The sequence below is a fragment of the Duganella zoogloeoides genome, from assembly GCF_034479515.1.
Lineage (GTDB): Bacteria > Pseudomonadota > Gammaproteobacteria > Burkholderiales > Burkholderiaceae_D > Rugamonas > Rugamonas zoogloeoides.
This window is the reverse complement of the sequence record NZ_CP140152.1, coordinates 465,854-483,356: the sequence shown is the minus strand read 5'-3', so window position 1 is coordinate 483,356 and position 17,503 is coordinate 465,854. Positions and strand designations below refer to the sequence as shown.

Sequence of the window (17,503 nt, the reverse complement as noted above, 5' to 3'; positions counted from 1 at the left end):
ACCAATATCGCGCGATTAAGTTCAAAAATGTCCGAATGTCGGCACTGACCCCGAATTGTCAGCGCTGGATGACGAGTGGCTTGAGCTTGAGCGCCGACGGCAGGTTGGCGATGGCGTCTTGCGCCGCCTGGCGGCTGGCGAACGGGCCGCTGAACAGGCGGAACACGGGACCGCTCTGCACCACGTGCAACGCCGCCAGCGCGGCGCCGGCCAGTTGGCCTTGCAACTGACGCGCGCCGTCCGGGCGCGAGTAGGCGCCCAGTTGCAGGTAGTAGCCGCCAGCGAGCGCCTCGTCCTGGGTCGCTGGAGTTGCCGGCACTGCCGGCGGCGCGGCCGGCGCGGCGGCTGCTGCAGGCGCGGCCTTTGCGCCGTCGCCCAGCATCAGTGCTTCGATCTCGGAGGCCGGTACCGCGCGCGGCGCCAGCACCAGCGCCGGCTTTTCGTCATCGCCCCTGAACGACGACAGGCGCTTGTCCGGCGATGCCTGCGGCGATTGCGATGCCAGTCGCGGCCCGCTGGTGGTCGAGACGCCGCCGCGCGTGGCCAGCATGCGGTCGATCTCGGCCGGCAGGATGCGCTCCACTTTCAATTCGTGACTGCCCTTGTTGAGCAGGCCAAGCTTGAGCGCCGCCGTGTACGACACATCGATCACGCGCTTGGAGTGGAACGGCCCGCGGTCATTGATGCGCACCACCACCGTGGCGCCGGTGAGCATGTTCGACACCCGCGCATACGATGGAATCGGCAGCGTGGGATGGGCGGCCGTCATCTTGTACATGTCATACAGTTCGCCGGACGACGTGCGCTGGCCGTGGAATTTTTTCCCGTACCACGTACCCATTCCCACCTGGGTAAACGGCTCGTCGTCGGTAATCGGCGTGTAGGTTTTACCGAGCACCACGTACGGGCGGTTGGAACGCGGCAGCAGCGGATCGTTACGCACCTCGGCGTCCGGCACGGCGGCCAGGTTCTCGGGCGGATTGTCGCCAGGGCCGTCGTCCTGGTAGTAACCGCCGCGCCCGGAATTGGCCGGCGGCAGCACCGGCAGGCCCGGTTGCGCCTTGCCGGTGGGCGGCGCCTTGATCACGGGACCGCCCACGCGCGAGGTGCGGGGAAGCCGTTCGTCAGGCGCGCTGGCGCAGCCGGCCAGCAAGGCGGCCAATAACACTGGGACCAGCAGCGGAGCCTTTGCCGTTGCTGGCACCATGCGGTGTGGCGTTTGGCGTGACGCCCGGTTTGGCGTGTGGACTGCTGCATGGCCCAGCGCGTTGTCGGCCCATTCATGTTCCGCGTGGTGGCCGCACGAGCGGGCGGGCGTGGTGTTGAAGCCTGGCCTCATGTCGTCATCCTTTTCAGTTCTTGCGGACCGCTGGCGCGGGCTGCGTGGCGGGCGTGGGCGCCGCCGGAGCTGGCACTGGAGCCGGCGCGGGCGCCGGTGCCGGCGTTGGTGTTTGAGCCGGAGCCGGTGCCGGCGTGCCTGGCGGCTGCGCCGTCGGCATCAGTCCCGGCGCCTGGTTGCCCTGCGCTTCGAGGCGGGCGGCGGCGGCCTGCTCTTCGAGCGTCTGGCCTTCCACCGGCAGGATCTCTTCGGCGTCTTCCTTCTCGACCTTGGTGGTATCCTTGCCGGCCGGGCGCTTGCCCAGCAAATAATAATCGATGGCCTTGCGCGCGATCGGCGCCGCTTCGAGGCCACCCATGCCGGCGTTTTCCACCACCAGCGCCAGTGCGATGCGCGGCTTTTCGGCCGGCGCAAAGGCGACGAACAGCGCGTTGTCGCGCAGGCGTTCGGCCAGCCGGGACGCATTGTACTTCTCGCCTTTCCGGATCGTGATCACCTGCGCGGTGCCGGTCTTGCCGCCCACGCGATATTCGGCGCCGGTAAAGGCGCGCACGCCGGTGCCGCCGGCTTCGGTGGTCACGCCCACCATGGCGTTCTTGATGAAGTCGATGTTTTCCTGCTTGAGCGGTATCCGGTAACTCTCCTTGGAGACCGTAAGCGTGCGCGCCCGTGTGCCGCCATTTTCCAGGATTTTCACCAGGTGCGGCTTCATCACCACGCCGTTGTTGGCCAGGTTGGCCATGGCGTGGGCGATCTGCAGCGGCGTATAGGCGTTGTAGCCCGAGCCGTTGCTGACCGAGATCGTGTCGCCGCCCACCCAGCGCCCGGCCGAACCCTTGAAGCGCTTGCGCTTCCAGTCCTGCGACGGCAGCACGCCGGTTTTCTCGCCGATCAGGTCAATGCCGGTCTTCTGGCCGAAGCCGAACGGTTTCATGAAATCGTGGATCATGTCGATGCCCATGTCGTGACCGAGCTCGTAATAATACGTGTTACACGAGACCACGATCGATCGGTGCATGGCCACCGAACCGTGACCGCCCACCACGTCATCGTTGAAGCGGTGCCCGCCCAGCATGTAGAAACCGGGGTCGTAGGTGGCATAGGTGGTGGTGCGCTTGCCCAGTTCCAGCGCGGCCAGCGCCATGAACGGCTTGAAGGTCGAACCGGGGGCGTAGGTGCCGGACAGCGGCCGGTTCACCATCGGCCGGTCGAGCGAGGTATTGAGTTCGTTCCAGCTCTGGGTGTCGATGCCGTCCACGAACAGGTTGGGGTCGAACCCCGGGCGCGAGACGTAGGCCAGGATGTCGCCCGTCTCCGGCTCGATGGCGACAAGCGCGCCGCGGCGCTCGCCAAAGGCGTCTTCCACCACTTTTTGCAGCTCAATGTCGATCGACAGGATCAGGTTGTCGCCGGGCGTGGCGGGCTTGCGCGACAGCGTGCGGATGGCCCGGCCGCCGGCCGACACTTCTACTTCTTCGTAGCCGGTGCGGCCATGCAGCTGCTGCTCGTAGCTTTTTTCCAGCCCTTCCTTGCCGATATGGTCGGTGCCGCGGTAGTTGGCGGTGTCCTCGCGCTCGTCGATGGCAGCGGCATCGGCACGGTTGATGCGGCCGATGTAGCCGATCACGTGCGACGCCGTCTCGCCCAGCGGGTACTGGCGGAACAGGCGCGCCTGCACTTCCACGCCGGGAAAACGGAAGCGCTGCGCGGAAAAGCGCGCCACTTCCTCGTCGGAGAGGCGGGTGCGCAGCGGCACGCTCTCGAAGCGTTTCGACTCTTCCATCAGCTTCTTGAAGCGGCGCCGGTCCTTGACCTCGATATTGACCAGCGTCGATAGCTGCTCGATGGTGTCGTCGAGCGACGCCGTGAGTTTCGATGGCGTGATCTCGAGCGTGTAGGCCGAATAGTTATTGGCCAGGACCACGCCGTTGCGGTCGTAGATCAAGCCCCGGTTGGGTGCGATCGGCACGATGGCAATGCGGTTCTCTTCCGCCTTGACGGCGAAGTCGTCGTGCTTGATCACCTGCAGCCAGATCAGGCGCGCCAGCAACAGCGAAAAGCAGACGAATACCACGCCGACCAGCACCGCGATACGGGTGCGGAACTCGCGCAGTTCGCGCTCGGTATCCTTGATTTCGATCATGCCGTCACTCCCCAGGCCGGCGCATGACTGCCGGCGCCATGGCGCACGGTGCGAGTGAAGTGCGAAATGCTCATCAGGATGCCGGCGCCGATCCCGAGGGTAAACAGCGCGGTGCCCCCGTAGCTCATGAACGGCAGCGGCACGCCGACCACCGGCACGATGCCGCTGACCATGGCCATGTTCACGAAGGCATAGGTAAAGTAAATCATGGTGATGGCGCCGGCGAGCAGGCGCGTGAAAAAGGTGGGCGCATTGAGCGCAATCGACGTGGCGCGCCAGATCAGCAGCAGGTACAGCGTCACCAGCACCAGGTTGCCCGCCAGGCCGAACTCCTCGGAGAACACGGCAAAAATGAAATCGGTGGTGCGCTCGGGGATGAATTCCAGGTGGGCCTGGGTGCCATGGGTCCAGCCCTTGCCGCCCGCGCCGCCGGAGCCGATGGCGATCATCGACTGGATGATGTGGAAGCCCTGCCCCAGCGGATCGTGGTACGGATCGATGAGTGTGAGCACACGCTCGCGCTGATAGTCGTGCAACATGGTCCACAGCACCGGCATTGCGGCGCAGCCCATCACCACCAGCGCGGCCAGCACCTTCCAGGCCAGGCCGGCCAGGTAGATCACGGCGCCGCCGGCGGCCACCACCAGCAAGGCAGTGCCCAGGTCGGGCTGGCGCGCGATCAGGAACACCGGCACCGCCAGCAATGCCGCCGCCGCCGCGTAGGTATGCCAGCGCAGGCGCCCGGCCTGCAGCTGGAAGTACCAGGCCAGCATCAGCGGCATGGCGATCTTCATGAATTCCGACGGCTGGATCTGCACGCCGACGGTGATCCAGCGGCGCGAGCCGCCCTTGATGGTGCCGAACAGCGCCACCGCCACCAGCAGCAGCACCGCCAGCGCATACACGGGCGCGGCCAGCCGCATCAGGGTTTGTGGTGGCGTGTTCGCGGCCAGCCACATGACGACGAACGCCGCGCCGATATTACGTAGCTGGTCGGTGACCTTGCCGGGAATGGCCAGGCCGGCCGAATACAGCGTCACCAACCCCACCGACAGCAGCAGCAAAATGATCAGCGCCAGCGGCAGATCGAACACCGCCACGTACGGGCGCACGCGCTGGAACAGGGAGCGCTCCGAGTTAAAGGCCGCCATCAGGTCTGCACCAGCTTGCGGTGGCGCTGGATGCTCATCAGGATGCCGCCGGCCAGGCCGAGCGTGAGCAGCGCGGTGCCGCCGTAGCTCATGTACGGCAGCGGCACGCCCACCACCGGCAGGATGCCGCTGACCATGCCCATGTTGACGAACGCGTAGGCGAAATAGATCATCGTCATGGCGCCGGCCAGCAGGCGGCTGAACAAATTGGCGGCATTCCCGGCGATCATCAGGCCGCGCCCTACCAGCAGCAGGTACAGCAGCAGCAGCACCAGGTTGCCGATCAGGCCGAACTCCTCGGAATACACGGCGAAGATGAAGTCGGTGGTGCGCTCGGGGACGAATTCGAGGTGGGCCTGGGTGCCGTGGGTCCAGCCCTTGCCGGTCATGCCGCCCGAGCCCACCGCGATGGTGGACTGGATGATGTGGAAGCCCTTGCCCAGCGGGTCGGAGGTGGGGTCGATCAGCGTCATCACGCGTTCGCGCTGGTAATCGTGCAGCAGGGTCCAGATCACCGGCAGGCTGGCGCCGAACAGCACCAGCAGCACGCCGATGGCCTTCCACGCCAGGCCAGCCAGGAAGATCACGGTAAAGCCGGCGGCCACCACCAGCAGCGCCGTACCCAGGTCGGGCTGGCGCACGATGAACAGCACCGGCGCCATCAGCAGCACGGCGGCGAGCAGGTACGAATGCCAGCGCAACTGGCCGGCGCGCTGCTGGAAGAACCAGGCCAGCATCATCGGCGTGACAATCTTCATGAACTCCGACGGCTGGATGTCGATGCCGAGGTGCAGCCAGCGCCGCGCACCGAGCTTGATGATGCCGAACAAAGCGACGCCGACCAGCAGTATCATGCCGGCCGCGTACGCCGGCACGGCGATGCGCATCATGGTCTGCGGCGAGATATTAGCGGCCAGCCACATCACCAGGAACGACAGCACGATGTTGCGCACCTGGTCTTCCATCTTGCCGGGAATGCCGATGCTGGCCGAGTACAGCGTGATCATGCTCACCGTCAGCAGGGCGACGATGATCAGCGTGAGCGGGCCATCGAACACCGTGAAGTATGGGCGAAGGCGGCGCCCCAGGGAGCGCCTTTCGTGGATGCGCATTGCGGGTTCCTTATTCGGTATTGCCCGGGGTGTCCACACCCGGTTTAGGTTCGACCACGCCATGTTCGGCCTCGATGTCCTCCACCGAGCGCAGCACGGCGTCTTCCTTCGGCACCGGCGTGGTGTCTTTCTGGTTCGGGCGCTTGCCCAGCAGGTAGAAGTCGAGCGCCTTGCGCACGATCGGCGCGGCCACGGCGGCGCCAAAGCCGCCGTTCTCCACCACCACCGCAATCGCGATGCGCGGCTTGTCGGCTGGCGCAAAGGCCGTATACAGCGCATTGTCGCGCAGGTGCGCGGCCACCAGCTTGGCGTTGTACTTCTCGTTCTTCTTTATGGCGAACAGTTGCGCGGTGCCGGTCTTGCCGCCCGAGACATAGCCGGCGTTGGCGAATACCTTGCTGGCGGTGCCGCCGGTGGTCACGCCCACCATGGCGCTCTTGATGAAATCGACGTTCTGCTGCTTGAGCGGGATGCGGTAGCTCTCGCGCGCCACTGTCAGCTGGCGCGCATGGGTGCCGCCGTCCTCGAGGATTTTCACCAGGTGCGGCTTCATCACCACACCGTTGTTGGCCAGGTTGGCCACTGCGTGCGCCATCTGCAGCGGCGTGTAGTTGTTATAGCCGTTGCCGATGCTGATCGAAATGGTGTCGCCGAGCTGCCAGCGCTGCGCGGCCGCGTTCTTTTTAAAGCGGTTGCGTTTCCACTCTTTCGACGGCAGCACGCCCTGCTTTTCGTGTTCGAGGTCGATGCCGGTCAGCTGGCCGAAGCCGAACGGCTTCATGAATTCGCTGATGGTGTCGATGCCCATCTCGTTGCCGAGGATGTAGTAATAGGTGTCGCACGACTCCGAAATGGACTTGAACATGTCCACCGTGCCGTGGCCGCCCGGCTTGTCGTCGCGGAAGCGGTGGCCGCCCAGCGTGAAGAAGCCGGCGTCGTGGATGCTCTGGCCCGGCGTGCGGTAGCCGCGCTCCAGGGCAGCGAGCGCCATGAACGGCTTGAAGGTCGATCCAGGCGGGTAGGTGCCCGACAGCGGACGGTTCACCATCGGCCGGTCGAGCGAGGTATTGAGTTCGTTCCAGCTCTGGGTGTCGATGCCATCGACGAACAGGTTGGGGTCGAACCCCGGGCGCGAGACGTAGGCCAGGATGTCTCCCGTCTCCGGCTCGATGGCGACCAGCGCGCCGCGCCATTCGCCGAACGCTTCCTCGATCACCTTTTGCAGTTCGATGTCGATCGACAGGATCAGGTTGCTGCCGGGCGTGGCGTTGCGGCGCGACAGCGTGCGCACGGCGCGCCCGCCAGCCGATACTTCCACCTCCTCAAAGCCGGTGGTGCCGTGCAACTGGCGCTCGTAGCTTTTCTCGATGCCTTCCTTGCCGATATGGTCGGCGCCGTTGTAGTTGGCGCCCTGGTCGCTGTCGGCCAGGGCACGGGCCTCGGCCTGGTTGACGCGGCCGATGAAGCCGATCACGTGCGAAGCGGTTTCGCCCAGCGGATACTGGCGAAACAGGCGCGCCTGGATTTCCACGCCGGGAAAGCGGAAATGCTGGGCCGTGAAACGCGCCACCTCCTCGTCGGTCAGGCGGGTGCGCAGCGGCACGCTCTCGAAGCGTTTCGATTCTTCGAGCAGGTGGCGAAAGCGCTTGCGGTCCTTGATGTCGATCGCCACCAATTTCGACAGCGCGTCGATGGTCTCGTCCAGCGAGGCGGTGAGTTTCGATGGCGTGATCTCGAGCGTGTACGCCGAGTAGTTGCGGGCCAGGACCACGCCGTTGCGATCGACAATCAGGCCCCGGTTGGGCTGGATCGGCACGAGCGAGATGCGGTTGTCCTCGGCCTTGACGGCGTAGTCCTCGTGCTTGATCACCTGCAGCCACACCAGGCGCGCCAGCAGCAGGACAAAGCAGGTGAGCACCACGCCGCCCACCACCGTCAGGCGCAGACGGAACTTGTGCAGTTCCAGCTGGTTGTCCTTGAGCTCAGTCATGCACTACCAACCGTCAGATCGGCCGCGTGTGATCGCGGTCCACCGCGCGCCGCTGCGGCGCCAGCAGCAGCCAAGACGCCACAGGCCACAGGCATACGGCCACCACGCTCTCCAGGAAGAAATACCACGCCGGCGACTGGCCGGACGCGAAGAAGCGCACCAGCAGCTGCACCGACTGCGCCATGACCAGCAGCGGGAATACGTGCGTGGCCTGGGTCGCCAGCGGGAACCAGGTCACGCGCCGGTGCAGCATGATGGCGAAGTACGACAGCAAGGTGTACGACAGCGCGTTCTCGCCCAGCAGGGTGGAGTCATGCACGTCCATCAGCAGGCCGAGGAAAAAGGCCGTGCCGATGCCGACGCGGCGCGGCTGGTGCACGCCCCAGAACACCAGCGCCAGCGCGACGAAATCGGGCACGCCGATCAGGTGGCCCCACGGCAGCAGGTTCAGTAAAAAGGCGCACAGCAGGCTGAAAGCGATGAACAGCGGGCTGACCGGCAGAAGAATGTAGTGAGGACGGTTCATCGGGCCGGTTCCTTGGTGGGGGTGGCGGCCGGCGCTCCGGCGGCCGGCGCTCCGGTGGCAGGTGCCCTGTTGGCGGGGACGGTGGCTGGCGTCCTTGCCGCTGGCGGGGTGACAGCCGGCGTACCGGCGGCGGGTGCTCCGGTGGCGGGCGCTCTGGTGGTCGGGGTAGCAGCAGTTGGCGTGCCGATGGCGGGCACTCTGGTGGCTGGGGTAGCAGCAGTAGGCGTGCCGCCAGCCGGCGTAGCAACTGGCGTGGCGGCAGTTGGCGCACCAGTTGCCGGCGCTGCGGCTGGCGGCGTCGCAGCCGGCGCCTTCGGTATCAGGTCGGAACCCGTGGCAGCAGCCGTACCGGCGGCAGGCGCAGCACCAGCCGCCGGCGCCTCTTCCTTGACCGGATCCTTGATCGGCGCCATGCGGTTATTCCCCTTGCGCGGCACGCGTGGTTCTTCGTCGGGCGGACGTGGCGCGATTTCGGGTGGCGACATCAGGATCAGCAACTGGCGGTTGTTCTGGATGCCGGCCAGCGGCTGGCAGATCACGCCGCCAAAAGCGCCGTTGGCATTGCTGTCCACCTGCGTCACGCGGGCCACGGCCAGGCCGGCCGGGTATATGCCATCGAGGCCGGACGTGACGACGATGTCGCCGACCTTGATATCGGCGTTGGGCGCAGTGAAGCGCAGTTCCAGTGAGCCGATCTTGCCGCGGCCATAGGCCACGCTGCGCAAGCCGTTGCGCAGCAGTTGCACGGGAATGGCCTGGTCCTTGTCGGTGAGCAGCGTGACTTCCGACGTGAACGGGAACACGCGCGTGACCTGCCCCACCACGCCCTGGTTGTCAATCACGGGCAGTCCCAGCGAGACATCGCTGTTGCTGCCCCGGTTGAGGATGATCTTGCGGCTGCTGGCGTCGCGCGCGTCGTACAGCACTTCGGCCAGCATCGACTTGGTGGGTACCTGCTCGCGCGCGCCCATCAGGCGGCGCAACTGGTTGTTTTCGGCCGTGCGCAACTGCGCCTGCTGCAGCGCCTGGGCATCGGCGATCTGCTGGCGCTTGAGTTCATCGACCTGTTTTTTCATCTCCGCGAGCGAGGAGAAATAATCGCCGGCGCCATAGATGGCGTCGCGCGGCAGCAGTGCCACCATTTGCAGCGGGTGCAGCACGGTGCCGACGACCTGGCGCACCGTGCCCAGGGTGCGCATCTGCGAATCGACCAGCAGCAGCACGATCGATATGCAGGCGAACACCGTCATCTTGACCCGCGCCGAAGCGCCTTGCTTGAAAAGTGGCGGAGGACTGTATTCCATGACTTTCAATAATCCGGCGCTCCCGCGCCAACCAGACTGTCAACTCACCCAATGAACCGGGGCCGCTTAGCGGCCCCGGTTTTATCTATCGGATCACTCGTAGGAGAAGATCGATCCCAGCTGGTCCATGCGCTCGAGCGCCATGCCCGAGCCGCGCACCACGCAGGTGAGCGGATCTTCGGCCACCAGCACCGGCAGGCCGGTTTCTTCCATCAGCAGGCGGTCGAGGTCGCGCAGCAGCGCGCCGCCGGTCAGCATCATGCCTTTTTCGGCGATGTCGGCGCCCAGTTCGGGCGGGGTCTGTTCCAGCGCGTTTTTCACGGCCGAGACGATGTTGTTGAGCGGGTCGGTCAGCGCTTCGAGGATTTCGTTCGACGAAATGGTGAACGAACGTGGAATGCCTTCGGACAGGTTGCGGCCCTTGACTTCCATTTCCTTCACTTCCGAACCCGGGAAGGCCGAACCGATGGCCTTCTTGATCGCCTCGGCGGTCTGCTCGCCGATCAGCATGCCGTAGTTGCGGCGGATGTAGTTGACGATCGCTTCATCGAACTTGTCGCCACCGACGCGCACGGAGCCTTTATAGACCATGCCGCCCAGCGAGATGATGCCCACCTCGGTGGTGCCGCCGCCGATATCGACCACCATCGAACCGGTGGCATCCGACACTGGCAGGCCGGCGCCGATGGCCGCTGCCATCGGTTCCTCGATCAGGTACACTTGCGAAGCGCCCGCGCCCAGCGCCGATTCGCGGATCGCGCGGCGTTCCACCTGGGTGGAACCGCACGGCACGCAAATGATGATGCGTGGCGACGGACGGAAGAACTTGGAGTCGTGCACCATGCGGATGAACTGCTTGAGCATTTGCTCGGTGACGGTGAAGTCGGCGATCACGCCGTCTTTCATCGGGCGGATCGCCTCGATATTGCCGGGAACCTTGCCCAGCATCTGCTTTGCTTCCTTGCCGACTGCCTGGATCGTCTTCTTGCCGTTCGGGCCGCCCTCTTGGCGGATCGCAACGACCGACGGTTCATCCAGGACGATGCCCTGGCCGCGTACGTAGATCAGAGTGTTGGCCGTGCCCAAGTCGATGGCCAGATCGGTGGAAATATACCTGCGTAAAAAACCAAACATGTGTGTCCTGTGGCGCCACTGACGTGCGCGTAACCGTTATAAGGAAATCCGTGAAGGGAAGCTTGAAAAACCTGCGCAACAGTTTTTTCGAGATTCTTAAATGCTGCAGCAGCAATGATTCAGCGCCGGCAACGCATCAACCCGCCATTCTACCTTATAATTTGAATGCGATTTACCGAAAATCGGCCCGAAAGTGTATCAGTCGAGTCCGCAAGATAAGCGGCAATCGTCGGCTTTTACCGGCGATTTAGCGGAATTTCAAGTTTTTATCATTGTAACAATTTAAACATTTGCGCGGCTTCCCCCGCGCCCTACGCCATGTCCCTGACCCTATCCGACGTAACACGTATTGCCAAGCTGGCACAACTGGAGATGAGCGACGCGCAGAGCGCCACCGCTCTCGACCAACTGAACGGCATTTTCGCGCTGGCCGGGCAGATGCAGGCAGTCGATACCGACGGTGTGGCCCCGCTGAGCCACCCGCTGGCCGCCCACATGAATAATATCGCCCTGCGCCTGCGTGAAGACGTCGCTACCGAAGCCAACCGCCGTGACGACTACCAGGCCGTGGCGCCGAAGACCCAGGATGGGTTGTACCTGGTGCCGAAGGTGATTGAGTAACGCGTCCGCCGCCCGCGACCGATAAGCCATCATTCCGCTTCGGCGGACCGCCGCAAAAGCGGGAATCCATACCGAGTTTGCCATGCCAGCGTTCCATGGATTCCCGCGTGCGCGGGAATGACGGAGCGGCGGGTAACAAAACGGTCATCGGTACCTGTACGACTGACAACCAAGGCACCACGAATTCTGAATTGAACGCCATGCACACCAAAACTATCAAAGAGCTGTCCGCGTTGCTGCAAAGCAAAGCCATCACCGCCACCGAGCTGGCCACGCATTTCCTCGACCGTATCGAGCAAAGCGACCTGAATGCCTTCCTGCACGTGGACCGCGCCCTCACCCTGGCCCAGGCCGCCGAGGCCGACGAACGTATCGCCAATGGCACCGCCACGCCGCTCACCGGCGTACCGATCGCCCACAAGGATATTTTCGTCACCCGCGACTGGCGCTCCACCGCCGGCTCGAAGATGCTGGCCAACTATGTGAGCCCGTTCGACGCCACCGTCGTGGAAAAGTTCCGCGCCGCCGGCATGGTCACGCTGGGCAAACTCAATTGCGACGAATTCGCCATGGGCTCGGCCAATGAAAACTCGGCCTTTGGCGCCGTCAAGAATCCTTGGGACAAGACCGCGGTACCGGGCGGCTCGTCCGGCGGTTCGGCCGCTGCCGTGGCCGCGCGCCTGGCGCCAGGCGTGACCGGCACCGACACCGGCGGCTCGATCCGCCAGCCGGCCGCGTTCTGCGGCATCACCGGCATCAAGCCGACCTATGGCCGCGTGTCGCGCTTTGGCATGATCGCGTTTGCCTCGTCGCTGGACCAGGGCGGCCCGATGGCGCAAACCGCTGAAGACTGCGCCCTGCTGCTCAACGCCATGGCCGGTTTCGACGAACGCGATTCCACCAGCCTGACGCCCGAACTGGGCGGCATCGACGAAGACTTCACGCGCGAGCTGGGCCAGCCGTTGACCGGCCTGCGCATCGGCGTGCCGAAAGAGTACTTCGGCGCAGGTCTGGCCAAGGACGTGGAAGACGCTGTGCGCGCCGCGCTGGCCAAGTACGTGGAACTGGGCGCCACCCTGGTCGATATTTCGCTGCCCAACACGGCGCTGTCGATTCCGGCCTACTACATGATCGCCCCGGCCGAAGCGTCATCGAACCTGTCGCGTTTTGACGGCGTGCGCTTCGGCCACCGCGCCGATGGCTACAAGGACCTGGGCGACATGTACCGCAAAACCCGCGCCGAAGGTTTCGGCGCCGAAGTCAAACGCCGCATCATGGTCGGCACCTACGTGCTGTGCCACGGCTACTACGACGCCTACTACCTCAAGGCGCAAAAGATCCGGCGCCTGATCGCGCAGGACTTCGAAGCGGTACTGAACGGCCCCGACGCCGTGTGCGACGTCATCATGGGACCGGTGGCCCCGACCGTGGCCTGGGACCTGGGCGACAAGTCCGACGACCCGGTCGCCGCCTACCTGGCCGACATCTTTACCTTGTCCACCAGCTTGGCCGGTTTGCCCGGCATGTCGATCCCGGTCGGTTTCGGCCAGGGCGAGAAGAACGCCAACCGCCCGGTGGGCCTGCAAATCATCGGCCAGCATTTCGGCGAAGCCAAGCTGCTCAACGTCGCCCACGCCTACCAGCAGGCGACCGACTGGCACACCCGCGCACCGAGCGGTATCTAAAGAACATAAGCGAGAACAATATGGAATGGGAAGTCGTCATCGGTGTTGAGAACCACGTGCAGCTCACCACCGCATCAAAAATCTTCAGCGGCTCGCCGACCACGTTCGGCGCGGCCCCCAACACCCAGGCCAGCCCCGTGGACCTGGCGCTGCCGGGCGTGCTGCCGGTCATGAACAAGCAGGCCGTCGATCGCGCCATCCGCTTCGGCCTGGCCGTGGGCGCGAAAATCGCGCCGGCCTCGATCTTCGCTCGCAAAAACTATTTTTATCCGGACTTGCCCAAGGGCTACCAGATCAGCCAGTTCGAAGACCCGGTGGTCATCGGCGGCGCGGTCACGTTCGGCTACGAAAAGGACGGCCAGTTCGTCACCAGGACCGTCAACCTCACGCGCGCCCACCTCGAAGAAGACGCCGGCAAATCGCTGCACGAAGATTACGCCGGCATGTCCGGCATCGACCTGAACCGCGCCGGCACGCCGCTGCTGGAAATCGTCTCGGAACCGGAAATCCGCAGCGCCGCCGAAGCGGTGGCCTACTGCAAGGCCCTGCACTCGCTGGTGATGTGGCTCGGTGTATGCGACGGCAATATGCAGGAAGGCTCGTTCCGCTGCGACATCAACGTGTCCGTCCGCCCGAAAGGACAGCTTGAATTCGGCACCCGCTGCGAAATCAAGAACCTGAACTCGTTCCGCTTCATCGAGGAAGCCGTGCACGTCGAAGTGCGCCGCCAGATCGAGCTGATCGAAGACGGCGGCAAGGTCGTGCAAGCGACGCGCCTGTACGACCCGGACCGCAAGGAAACGCGCGAAATGCGCAGCAAGGAAGACGCGCAGGACTACCGCTACTTCCCCGACCCGGACTTGCCGCCGCTGGTCATCTCCAACACCTGGATCGAACAGGTGAAAGCTGCGATGCCGGAACTGCCGGACGCCATGCGCGCGCGCTTCATTTCCGACTACGCGCTGCCCGAGTACGACGCGCTGGTGCTGACCGCCTCGAAAGCGATGGCCACCTATTTCGTGGCCGTGGTCGATGCGGCCGGCAAGGACAACGCCAAGGCCGCCGCCAACTGGCTGATGGGCGACGTCTCGTCCACCGTCAACCGCGAAGGTGTCGATATCGGCGACGCACCAGTCAAACCGGCGCAACTGGCGCTGATGCTCAAGCGCATCGCCGACGGCACCATCAACAACAAGACCGCCAAGGAACTGTTTGGCGACATGTGGGCGGCCAAGTCCGACGACGACAACCTGGTCGATGCGCTGATCGAGTCGAAAGGCCTAAAACAGATTTCGGACACGGGCGCGCTCGAAGCGATCGTTGACGAAGTGCTCGCTGCCAACGCCAAGTCGGTCGAGCAGTACCGCGCCGGCAAGGAAGCAGCGATCAACGCCCTGATCGGCCAGGCCATGAAAGCCTCGCGCGGCAAAGCCAACCCGGCCCAGCTGACCGAGCTGCTGAAGGCCAAGCTGGCCGGTTAAACCACGGACCGGCGCCGGCATCCTGCCGAGCGCCGTCCCCTACCACCGGGCCACCATGCACCACGCATACCCCGCACCAGGCAGGGCGCAACAATCTGCGAACCTGCTGTGCAGGCGCGGTTGTGCGGCACTGCTGCTGGCCATCGCGGCCACCGACGCCAGCGCCCATCCCCCGCCTGGCACCGCCACCATCGTCTTGTTTGGCATGATCCCCACCCTGCTGTTGCTGTTCGCGTACGTGATCAGCCTGTTCCGTTCGCGCGCGCCGTGGGCGCATCAACTGTGCATGGGACTGGGACTCGCTGCCAGCCTGATGCTCACGCTGGTTTTGGCCGGCAACAACACCTTGCACCTGCCGTACTACGCGGTGCCGCTGATCTGGATCGTTCCCGCCCTGGCGTGGTGGGCGCTGTCGCGCTGGTTCCGGCGGCACCGCGCGCGCTGAGGGCAATGCCGCGCCGCGCGCAAACGGTGGTTACGCTCTTGCTACAATTTGCAACGCCTGGCAGCGTTCGAAGCCGGTCGAATCGTGGCTCAAGAGATGTACGTCTGGAAGCTGGAGTAACGGTTCAGGCACGCGCAGCCGGCATGAACTGCGCGTCCAGCCCGGCAATGCCGGGCGCCACCCAGTCGGGTTCCACGCACTCGTGCAGGTGGCCGGCGATAAACCGGATCAGGCTGTGCGCCGGCGCCGACAGGCGGCGGTCCTTGCGCGCCACCAGGTACCAGTTGCTCTCGAGCGGAAAGCCGGCCACCGGCAGCACCGCCAGCCGTTCGCGGCCCTCCTGCAAGGTGTGCTCGGAAATCACCGACACCCCCAACCCCGACGCCACGCTCAGGCGAATCGCCTCGTTGCTCTCGACCTGCATGGTGTTGCCGAGATCCATGCCCTGGGCGCTGAGCCACGACTCGAACATCATCCGCGTGGCCGACCCCGGCTCACGCACGAGGAAACGCTCGCCGCGCAACTGCGCCATCGTCACCGGCGGCCCGCCAGCGGCCCAGTGATCGAGCGGCGCAATCATCTGCAAGGGATTGCGCAGGATGCGCGCGGCCTGCACCTGCGGGCCGCTCGGCGGATGGCTGAACACATAGAGTTCATCCTCCTGGCGCTCGAAGCGGCTGACAATCTGGGCCCGGTTGCCCACGCTGAGCGTGATGCCGATCTCGGGAAACTGCCGGTAAAAGGCGCCCATGATGCGCGGCAAAACGTATTTCGCCGTGGTGACCACGGCCACGTTAATGTGGCCGGACGCGCCGCCGCGCGCGCGCTCCAGGTAGCCGTTGAAATCGTCGAAGCGGCCCAGCACGTCGCAGGCGGCGCAAAACAGTTCTTCGCCCACGGCAGTGCGCTCGAAGCGCCCTTCGCGCTGCTCGAACAGCGGCGCGCCGACCGCCTCCGCCAGCCGTTTCATTTGCAGCGAGACCGTGGGCTGGGTCAGGTGCATGGCGCGGGCAGCGGCGGAAATGCTGCCGCTGCGCACCACTTGAACGTAGATTTGCAGCAGGCGAAAACTCAGGTGGCGGATGTTCATGGTGGTCGATGCATAGATGATGCTCTATGCCCTATTGCAGAAGGTTTTATTATTCAATATACGCTGCGCTGGGCACAATGACGAGCATTCCAATTAGAAACTTCTCTTCATGCCCGACATCGTTATCGCTTTCTTTGCCCTCGGCCTGTGCGCAGGCCTCGTCAAATCAGACCTGAAACTGCCCTCTCCCACGTACGACACGCTGGCCATCCTGCTGATGCTGGTGCTCGGCTTAAAAGGCGGCATGGCGCTGCACGGCCATGTCACCGGCGCCATCGTGGTCGAACTGCTGGTGGTGGCCGCGCTCGGCGTGGCGCTGCCGCTGCTGTGCTACCCGGTACTGCGCCGCCTGGTGCGGCTCGACCGTCCCAACGCGCTCAGCATTGCAGCCCACTACGGTTCGGTCAGCGCCGGCACCTTTGCCGTGGCCCTGGCCCTGGCCGAACACGAGGGCCTGGCCGTCAGTCCGCAAACCACCTTGTACCTGGTGATGCTGGAACTGCCGGCCATCGTGGTGATGCTGTGGTTGCACCACCGGCGCCAGGGTGGCGCAACGTCGGCCCACGGCGGCATGGCCATCTGGCGCGAAGCGCTCACCAGCCGCGGCGTGGTGCTGCTTGGCGGCGGCGTGCTGATCGGCGCTTTGTACGGGCCGCACGGCATGGCGCCGATCGCGCCGGTCATGCTGGGCGGGTTCAAGGCGATGCTGGCGATCTTCTTGCTGGAAATGGGCCTGTGCACGGCGCGCGTGTGCCGGCCACTGCCGTTGCAGCACTGGCGGCTGATGGTGTTCGCAGCGGTGGCGCCGTTCGTGCTGGCCTGGGCCGGCATCGCCGTCGCCACCTTGCTGGGACTGCCACCGGGCACCACGCTGGTGCTGGCGGCGCTCACGGCCAGCGCGTCCTACATCGCGGCGCCGGCAGCGATCCGCGCCGCCATCCCGCAAGCCGACATCGGACTGGCGATGCTCGCTGCGCTGGGCATCACGTTCCCGGTCAATGTGCTACTGGGGTTGCCGCTGTACCGGCTGTGGCTGGGACTCTGAGGTCAGGCCGTAATGCTGAGGTTGATGCCCATTTCCACCAGCAGGGTCAGGTCCGCCAGCGAGAAGTCGAGCGTGGGCGTGTCCGCGCCGCGTTCGGAGCTGAACGAGATGCGCAGCTCGGCCGCCACGTCGGCGCGCTCGAAGTGGATGCCGCGCGCGGACGATTCGGCCAGGAAGGTACGGATCGCCTTGAGCAGCTCGTCAGGATTGTCATCGGTTGCGAGGCGCACGTAGAAGCCGGAATCGATGCGTACCCGGCCGTCCGGCTTGACGTCACCTTTGCGCCAGTCGCCATCGGGCTCGATCGGCAAGCCGTCGCGGATGTCGGCCAGGCCGTCATCGCCGCCGTGTACTTTCAATGTTGCAATATTCATGTGCGCCTCAATTGTCCACGGTCTGCACGCCGCGCTAAAAGGTTACACCATAGAAATATGGAT

15 protein-coding genes are annotated in these 17,503 nt (G+C 64.9%); 5 read left to right on the top strand and 10 right to left on the bottom strand.

Annotated elements, in window-relative coordinates:
- Nucleotides 1–58: 58 nt before the first annotated feature.
- The 8 genes from SR858_RS02180 to SR858_RS02145 form a co-directional block, all read right to left on the bottom strand.
- On the bottom strand, nucleotides 59–1,339 hold the full coding sequence (locus SR858_RS02180; protein WP_019924439.1) for a septal ring lytic transglycosylase RlpA family protein: 1,281 nt from the start codon (nucleotides 1,337–1,339) through the stop codon (nucleotides 59–61).
- Between the two features lie 13 nt (nucleotides 1,340–1,352).
- Complete coding sequence (mrdA, locus tag SR858_RS02175; protein WP_019924440.1) at nucleotides 1,353–3,482, bottom strand: penicillin-binding protein 2; 2,130 nt, start codon at nucleotides 3,480–3,482, stop codon at nucleotides 1,353–1,355.
- Complete coding sequence (gene rodA / locus SR858_RS02170) at nucleotides 3,479–4,633, bottom strand: rod shape-determining protein RodA (protein WP_019924441.1); 1,155 nt, start codon at nucleotides 4,631–4,633, stop codon at nucleotides 3,479–3,481. Before rodA (SR858_RS02170) ends, mrdA (SR858_RS02175) begins: the two co-directional genes overlap by 4 nt.
- Entirely contained in the window at nucleotides 4,633–5,745 is a 1,113-nt protein-coding gene (gene rodA, locus SR858_RS02165; RefSeq protein WP_019924442.1) for a rod shape-determining protein RodA, read from the bottom strand. The genes rodA (SR858_RS02170) and rodA (SR858_RS02165) overlap by 1 nt, the downstream gene beginning before the upstream one ends.
- Before the next feature lie 10 nt (nucleotides 5,746–5,755).
- Entirely contained in the window at nucleotides 5,756–7,735 is a 1,980-nt protein-coding gene (mrdA, locus tag SR858_RS02160; protein WP_019924443.1) for a penicillin-binding protein 2, read from the bottom strand.
- A 13-nt stretch (nucleotides 7,736–7,748) separates the two neighbouring features.
- The gene (gene mreD / locus SR858_RS02155) at nucleotides 7,749–8,261 is read right to left on the bottom strand and encodes a rod shape-determining protein MreD (RefSeq protein ID WP_019924444.1); all 513 of its coding nucleotides are present in this window, start codon (nucleotides 8,259–8,261) and stop codon (nucleotides 7,749–7,751) included.
- Complete coding sequence (gene mreC, locus SR858_RS02150; protein ID WP_019924445.1) at nucleotides 8,258–9,565, bottom strand: rod shape-determining protein MreC; 1,308 nt, start codon at nucleotides 9,563–9,565, stop codon at nucleotides 8,258–8,260. Before mreC ends, mreD begins: the two co-directional genes overlap by 4 nt.
- Nucleotides 9,566–9,658: 93 nt before the next feature.
- Nucleotides 9,659–10,699 (bottom strand): rod shape-determining protein, encoded by a 1,041-nt coding sequence (locus SR858_RS02145; RefSeq protein WP_019924446.1) that lies wholly within the window; start codon nucleotides 10,697–10,699, stop codon nucleotides 9,659–9,661.
- A 318-nt stretch (nucleotides 10,700–11,017) separates the two neighbouring features.
- Here SR858_RS02145 and gatC point away from each other — a divergent pair, with 318 nt between their 5' ends.
- The 4 genes from gatC to SR858_RS02125 all read left to right on the top strand — a co-directional run bounded on the left by gatC (nucleotide 11,018) and on the right by SR858_RS02125 (nucleotide 14,931).
- Nucleotides 11,018–11,320, top strand: coding sequence for an Asp-tRNA(Asn)/Glu-tRNA(Gln) amidotransferase subunit GatC (gene gatC, locus SR858_RS02140; protein ID WP_026637763.1), 303 nt, complete (start codon nucleotides 11,018–11,020; stop codon nucleotides 11,318–11,320).
- 200 nt (nucleotides 11,321–11,520) lie between these two features.
- On the top strand, nucleotides 11,521–13,005 hold the full coding sequence (gatA, locus tag SR858_RS02135; RefSeq protein ID WP_019924448.1) for an Asp-tRNA(Asn)/Glu-tRNA(Gln) amidotransferase subunit GatA: 1,485 nt from the start codon (nucleotides 11,521–11,523) through the stop codon (nucleotides 13,003–13,005).
- A 5-nt stretch (nucleotides 13,006–13,010) separates the two neighbouring features.
- The gene (gatB, locus tag SR858_RS02130) at nucleotides 13,011–14,486 is read left to right on the top strand and encodes an Asp-tRNA(Asn)/Glu-tRNA(Gln) amidotransferase subunit GatB (protein ID WP_322534604.1); all 1,476 of its coding nucleotides are present in this window, start codon (nucleotides 13,011–13,013) and stop codon (nucleotides 14,484–14,486) included.
- 55 nt (nucleotides 14,487–14,541) lie between these two features.
- Nucleotides 14,542–14,931: a hypothetical protein gene (locus SR858_RS02125; protein ID WP_019924450.1), complete on the top strand. Its 390-nt coding sequence runs from the start codon at nucleotides 14,542–14,544 to the stop codon at nucleotides 14,929–14,931.
- 124 nt (nucleotides 14,932–15,055) lie between these two features.
- Here the strand turns inward: SR858_RS02125 and SR858_RS02120 are convergent, their stop codons facing one another.
- A complete protein-coding gene (locus tag SR858_RS02120; RefSeq protein ID WP_019924451.1) occupies nucleotides 15,056–16,021 on the bottom strand; it encodes a LysR family transcriptional regulator in 966 nt (321 codons plus the stop codon).
- Nucleotides 16,022–16,130: 109 nt separating this feature from the next.
- Here SR858_RS02120 and SR858_RS02115 point away from each other — a divergent pair, with 109 nt between their 5' ends.
- Complete coding sequence (locus SR858_RS02115) at nucleotides 16,131–17,066, top strand: sodium-dependent bicarbonate transport family permease (RefSeq protein ID WP_019924452.1); 936 nt, start codon at nucleotides 16,131–16,133, stop codon at nucleotides 17,064–17,066.
- A gap of 2 nt (nucleotides 17,067–17,068) precedes the next feature.
- Here SR858_RS02115 and SR858_RS02110 read toward each other — a convergent pair whose 3' ends face one another.
- Nucleotides 17,069–17,440: a hypothetical protein gene (locus tag SR858_RS02110; RefSeq protein WP_019924453.1), complete on the bottom strand. Its 372-nt coding sequence runs from the start codon at nucleotides 17,438–17,440 to the stop codon at nucleotides 17,069–17,071.
- Nucleotides 17,441–17,503 lie beyond the last annotated feature (63 nt).

Bases quoted from the DNA above. Each gene is read 5' to 3' on its own strand.
- mrdA (WP_019924443.1), bottom strand. From the start codon at position 7,735: ATGACTGAGCTCAAGGACAACCAGCTGGAACTGCACAAGTTCCGTCTG.
- rodA (WP_019924442.1), bottom strand. From the start codon at position 5,745: ATGCGCATCCACGAAAGGCGCTCCCTGGGGCGCCGCCTTCGCCCATAC.
- mrdA (WP_019924440.1), bottom strand. From the start codon at position 3,482: ATGATCGAAATCAAGGATACCGAGCGCGAACTGCGCGAGTTCCGCACC.
- mreC (WP_019924445.1), bottom strand. From the start codon at position 9,565: ATGGAATACAGTCCTCCGCCACTTTTCAAGCAAGGCGCTTCGGCGCGG.
- gatC (WP_026637763.1), top strand. From the start codon at position 11,018: ATGTCCCTGACCCTATCCGACGTAACACGTATTGCCAAGCTGGCACAA.
- SR858_RS02180 (WP_019924439.1), bottom strand. From the start codon at position 1,339: ATGAGGCCAGGCTTCAACACCACGCCCGCCCGCTCGTGCGGCCACCAC.
- SR858_RS02145 (WP_019924446.1), bottom strand. From the start codon at position 10,699: ATGTTTGGTTTTTTACGCAGGTATATTTCCACCGATCTGGCCATCGAC.
- mreD (WP_019924444.1), bottom strand. From the start codon at position 8,261: ATGAACCGTCCTCACTACATTCTTCTGCCGGTCAGCCCGCTGTTCATC.
- SR858_RS02110 (WP_019924453.1), bottom strand. From the start codon at position 17,440: ATGAATATTGCAACATTGAAAGTACACGGCGGCGATGACGGCCTGGCC.
- rodA (WP_019924441.1), bottom strand. From the start codon at position 4,633: ATGGCGGCCTTTAACTCGGAGCGCTCCCTGTTCCAGCGCGTGCGCCCG.
- gatA (WP_019924448.1), top strand. From the start codon at position 11,521: ATGCACACCAAAACTATCAAAGAGCTGTCCGCGTTGCTGCAAAGCAAA.
- SR858_RS02115 (WP_019924452.1), top strand. From the start codon at position 16,131: ATGCCCGACATCGTTATCGCTTTCTTTGCCCTCGGCCTGTGCGCAGGC.
- SR858_RS02120 (WP_019924451.1), bottom strand. From the start codon at position 16,021: ATGAACATCCGCCACCTGAGTTTTCGCCTGCTGCAAATCTACGTTCAA.
- SR858_RS02125 (WP_019924450.1), top strand. From the start codon at position 14,542: ATGCACCACGCATACCCCGCACCAGGCAGGGCGCAACAATCTGCGAAC.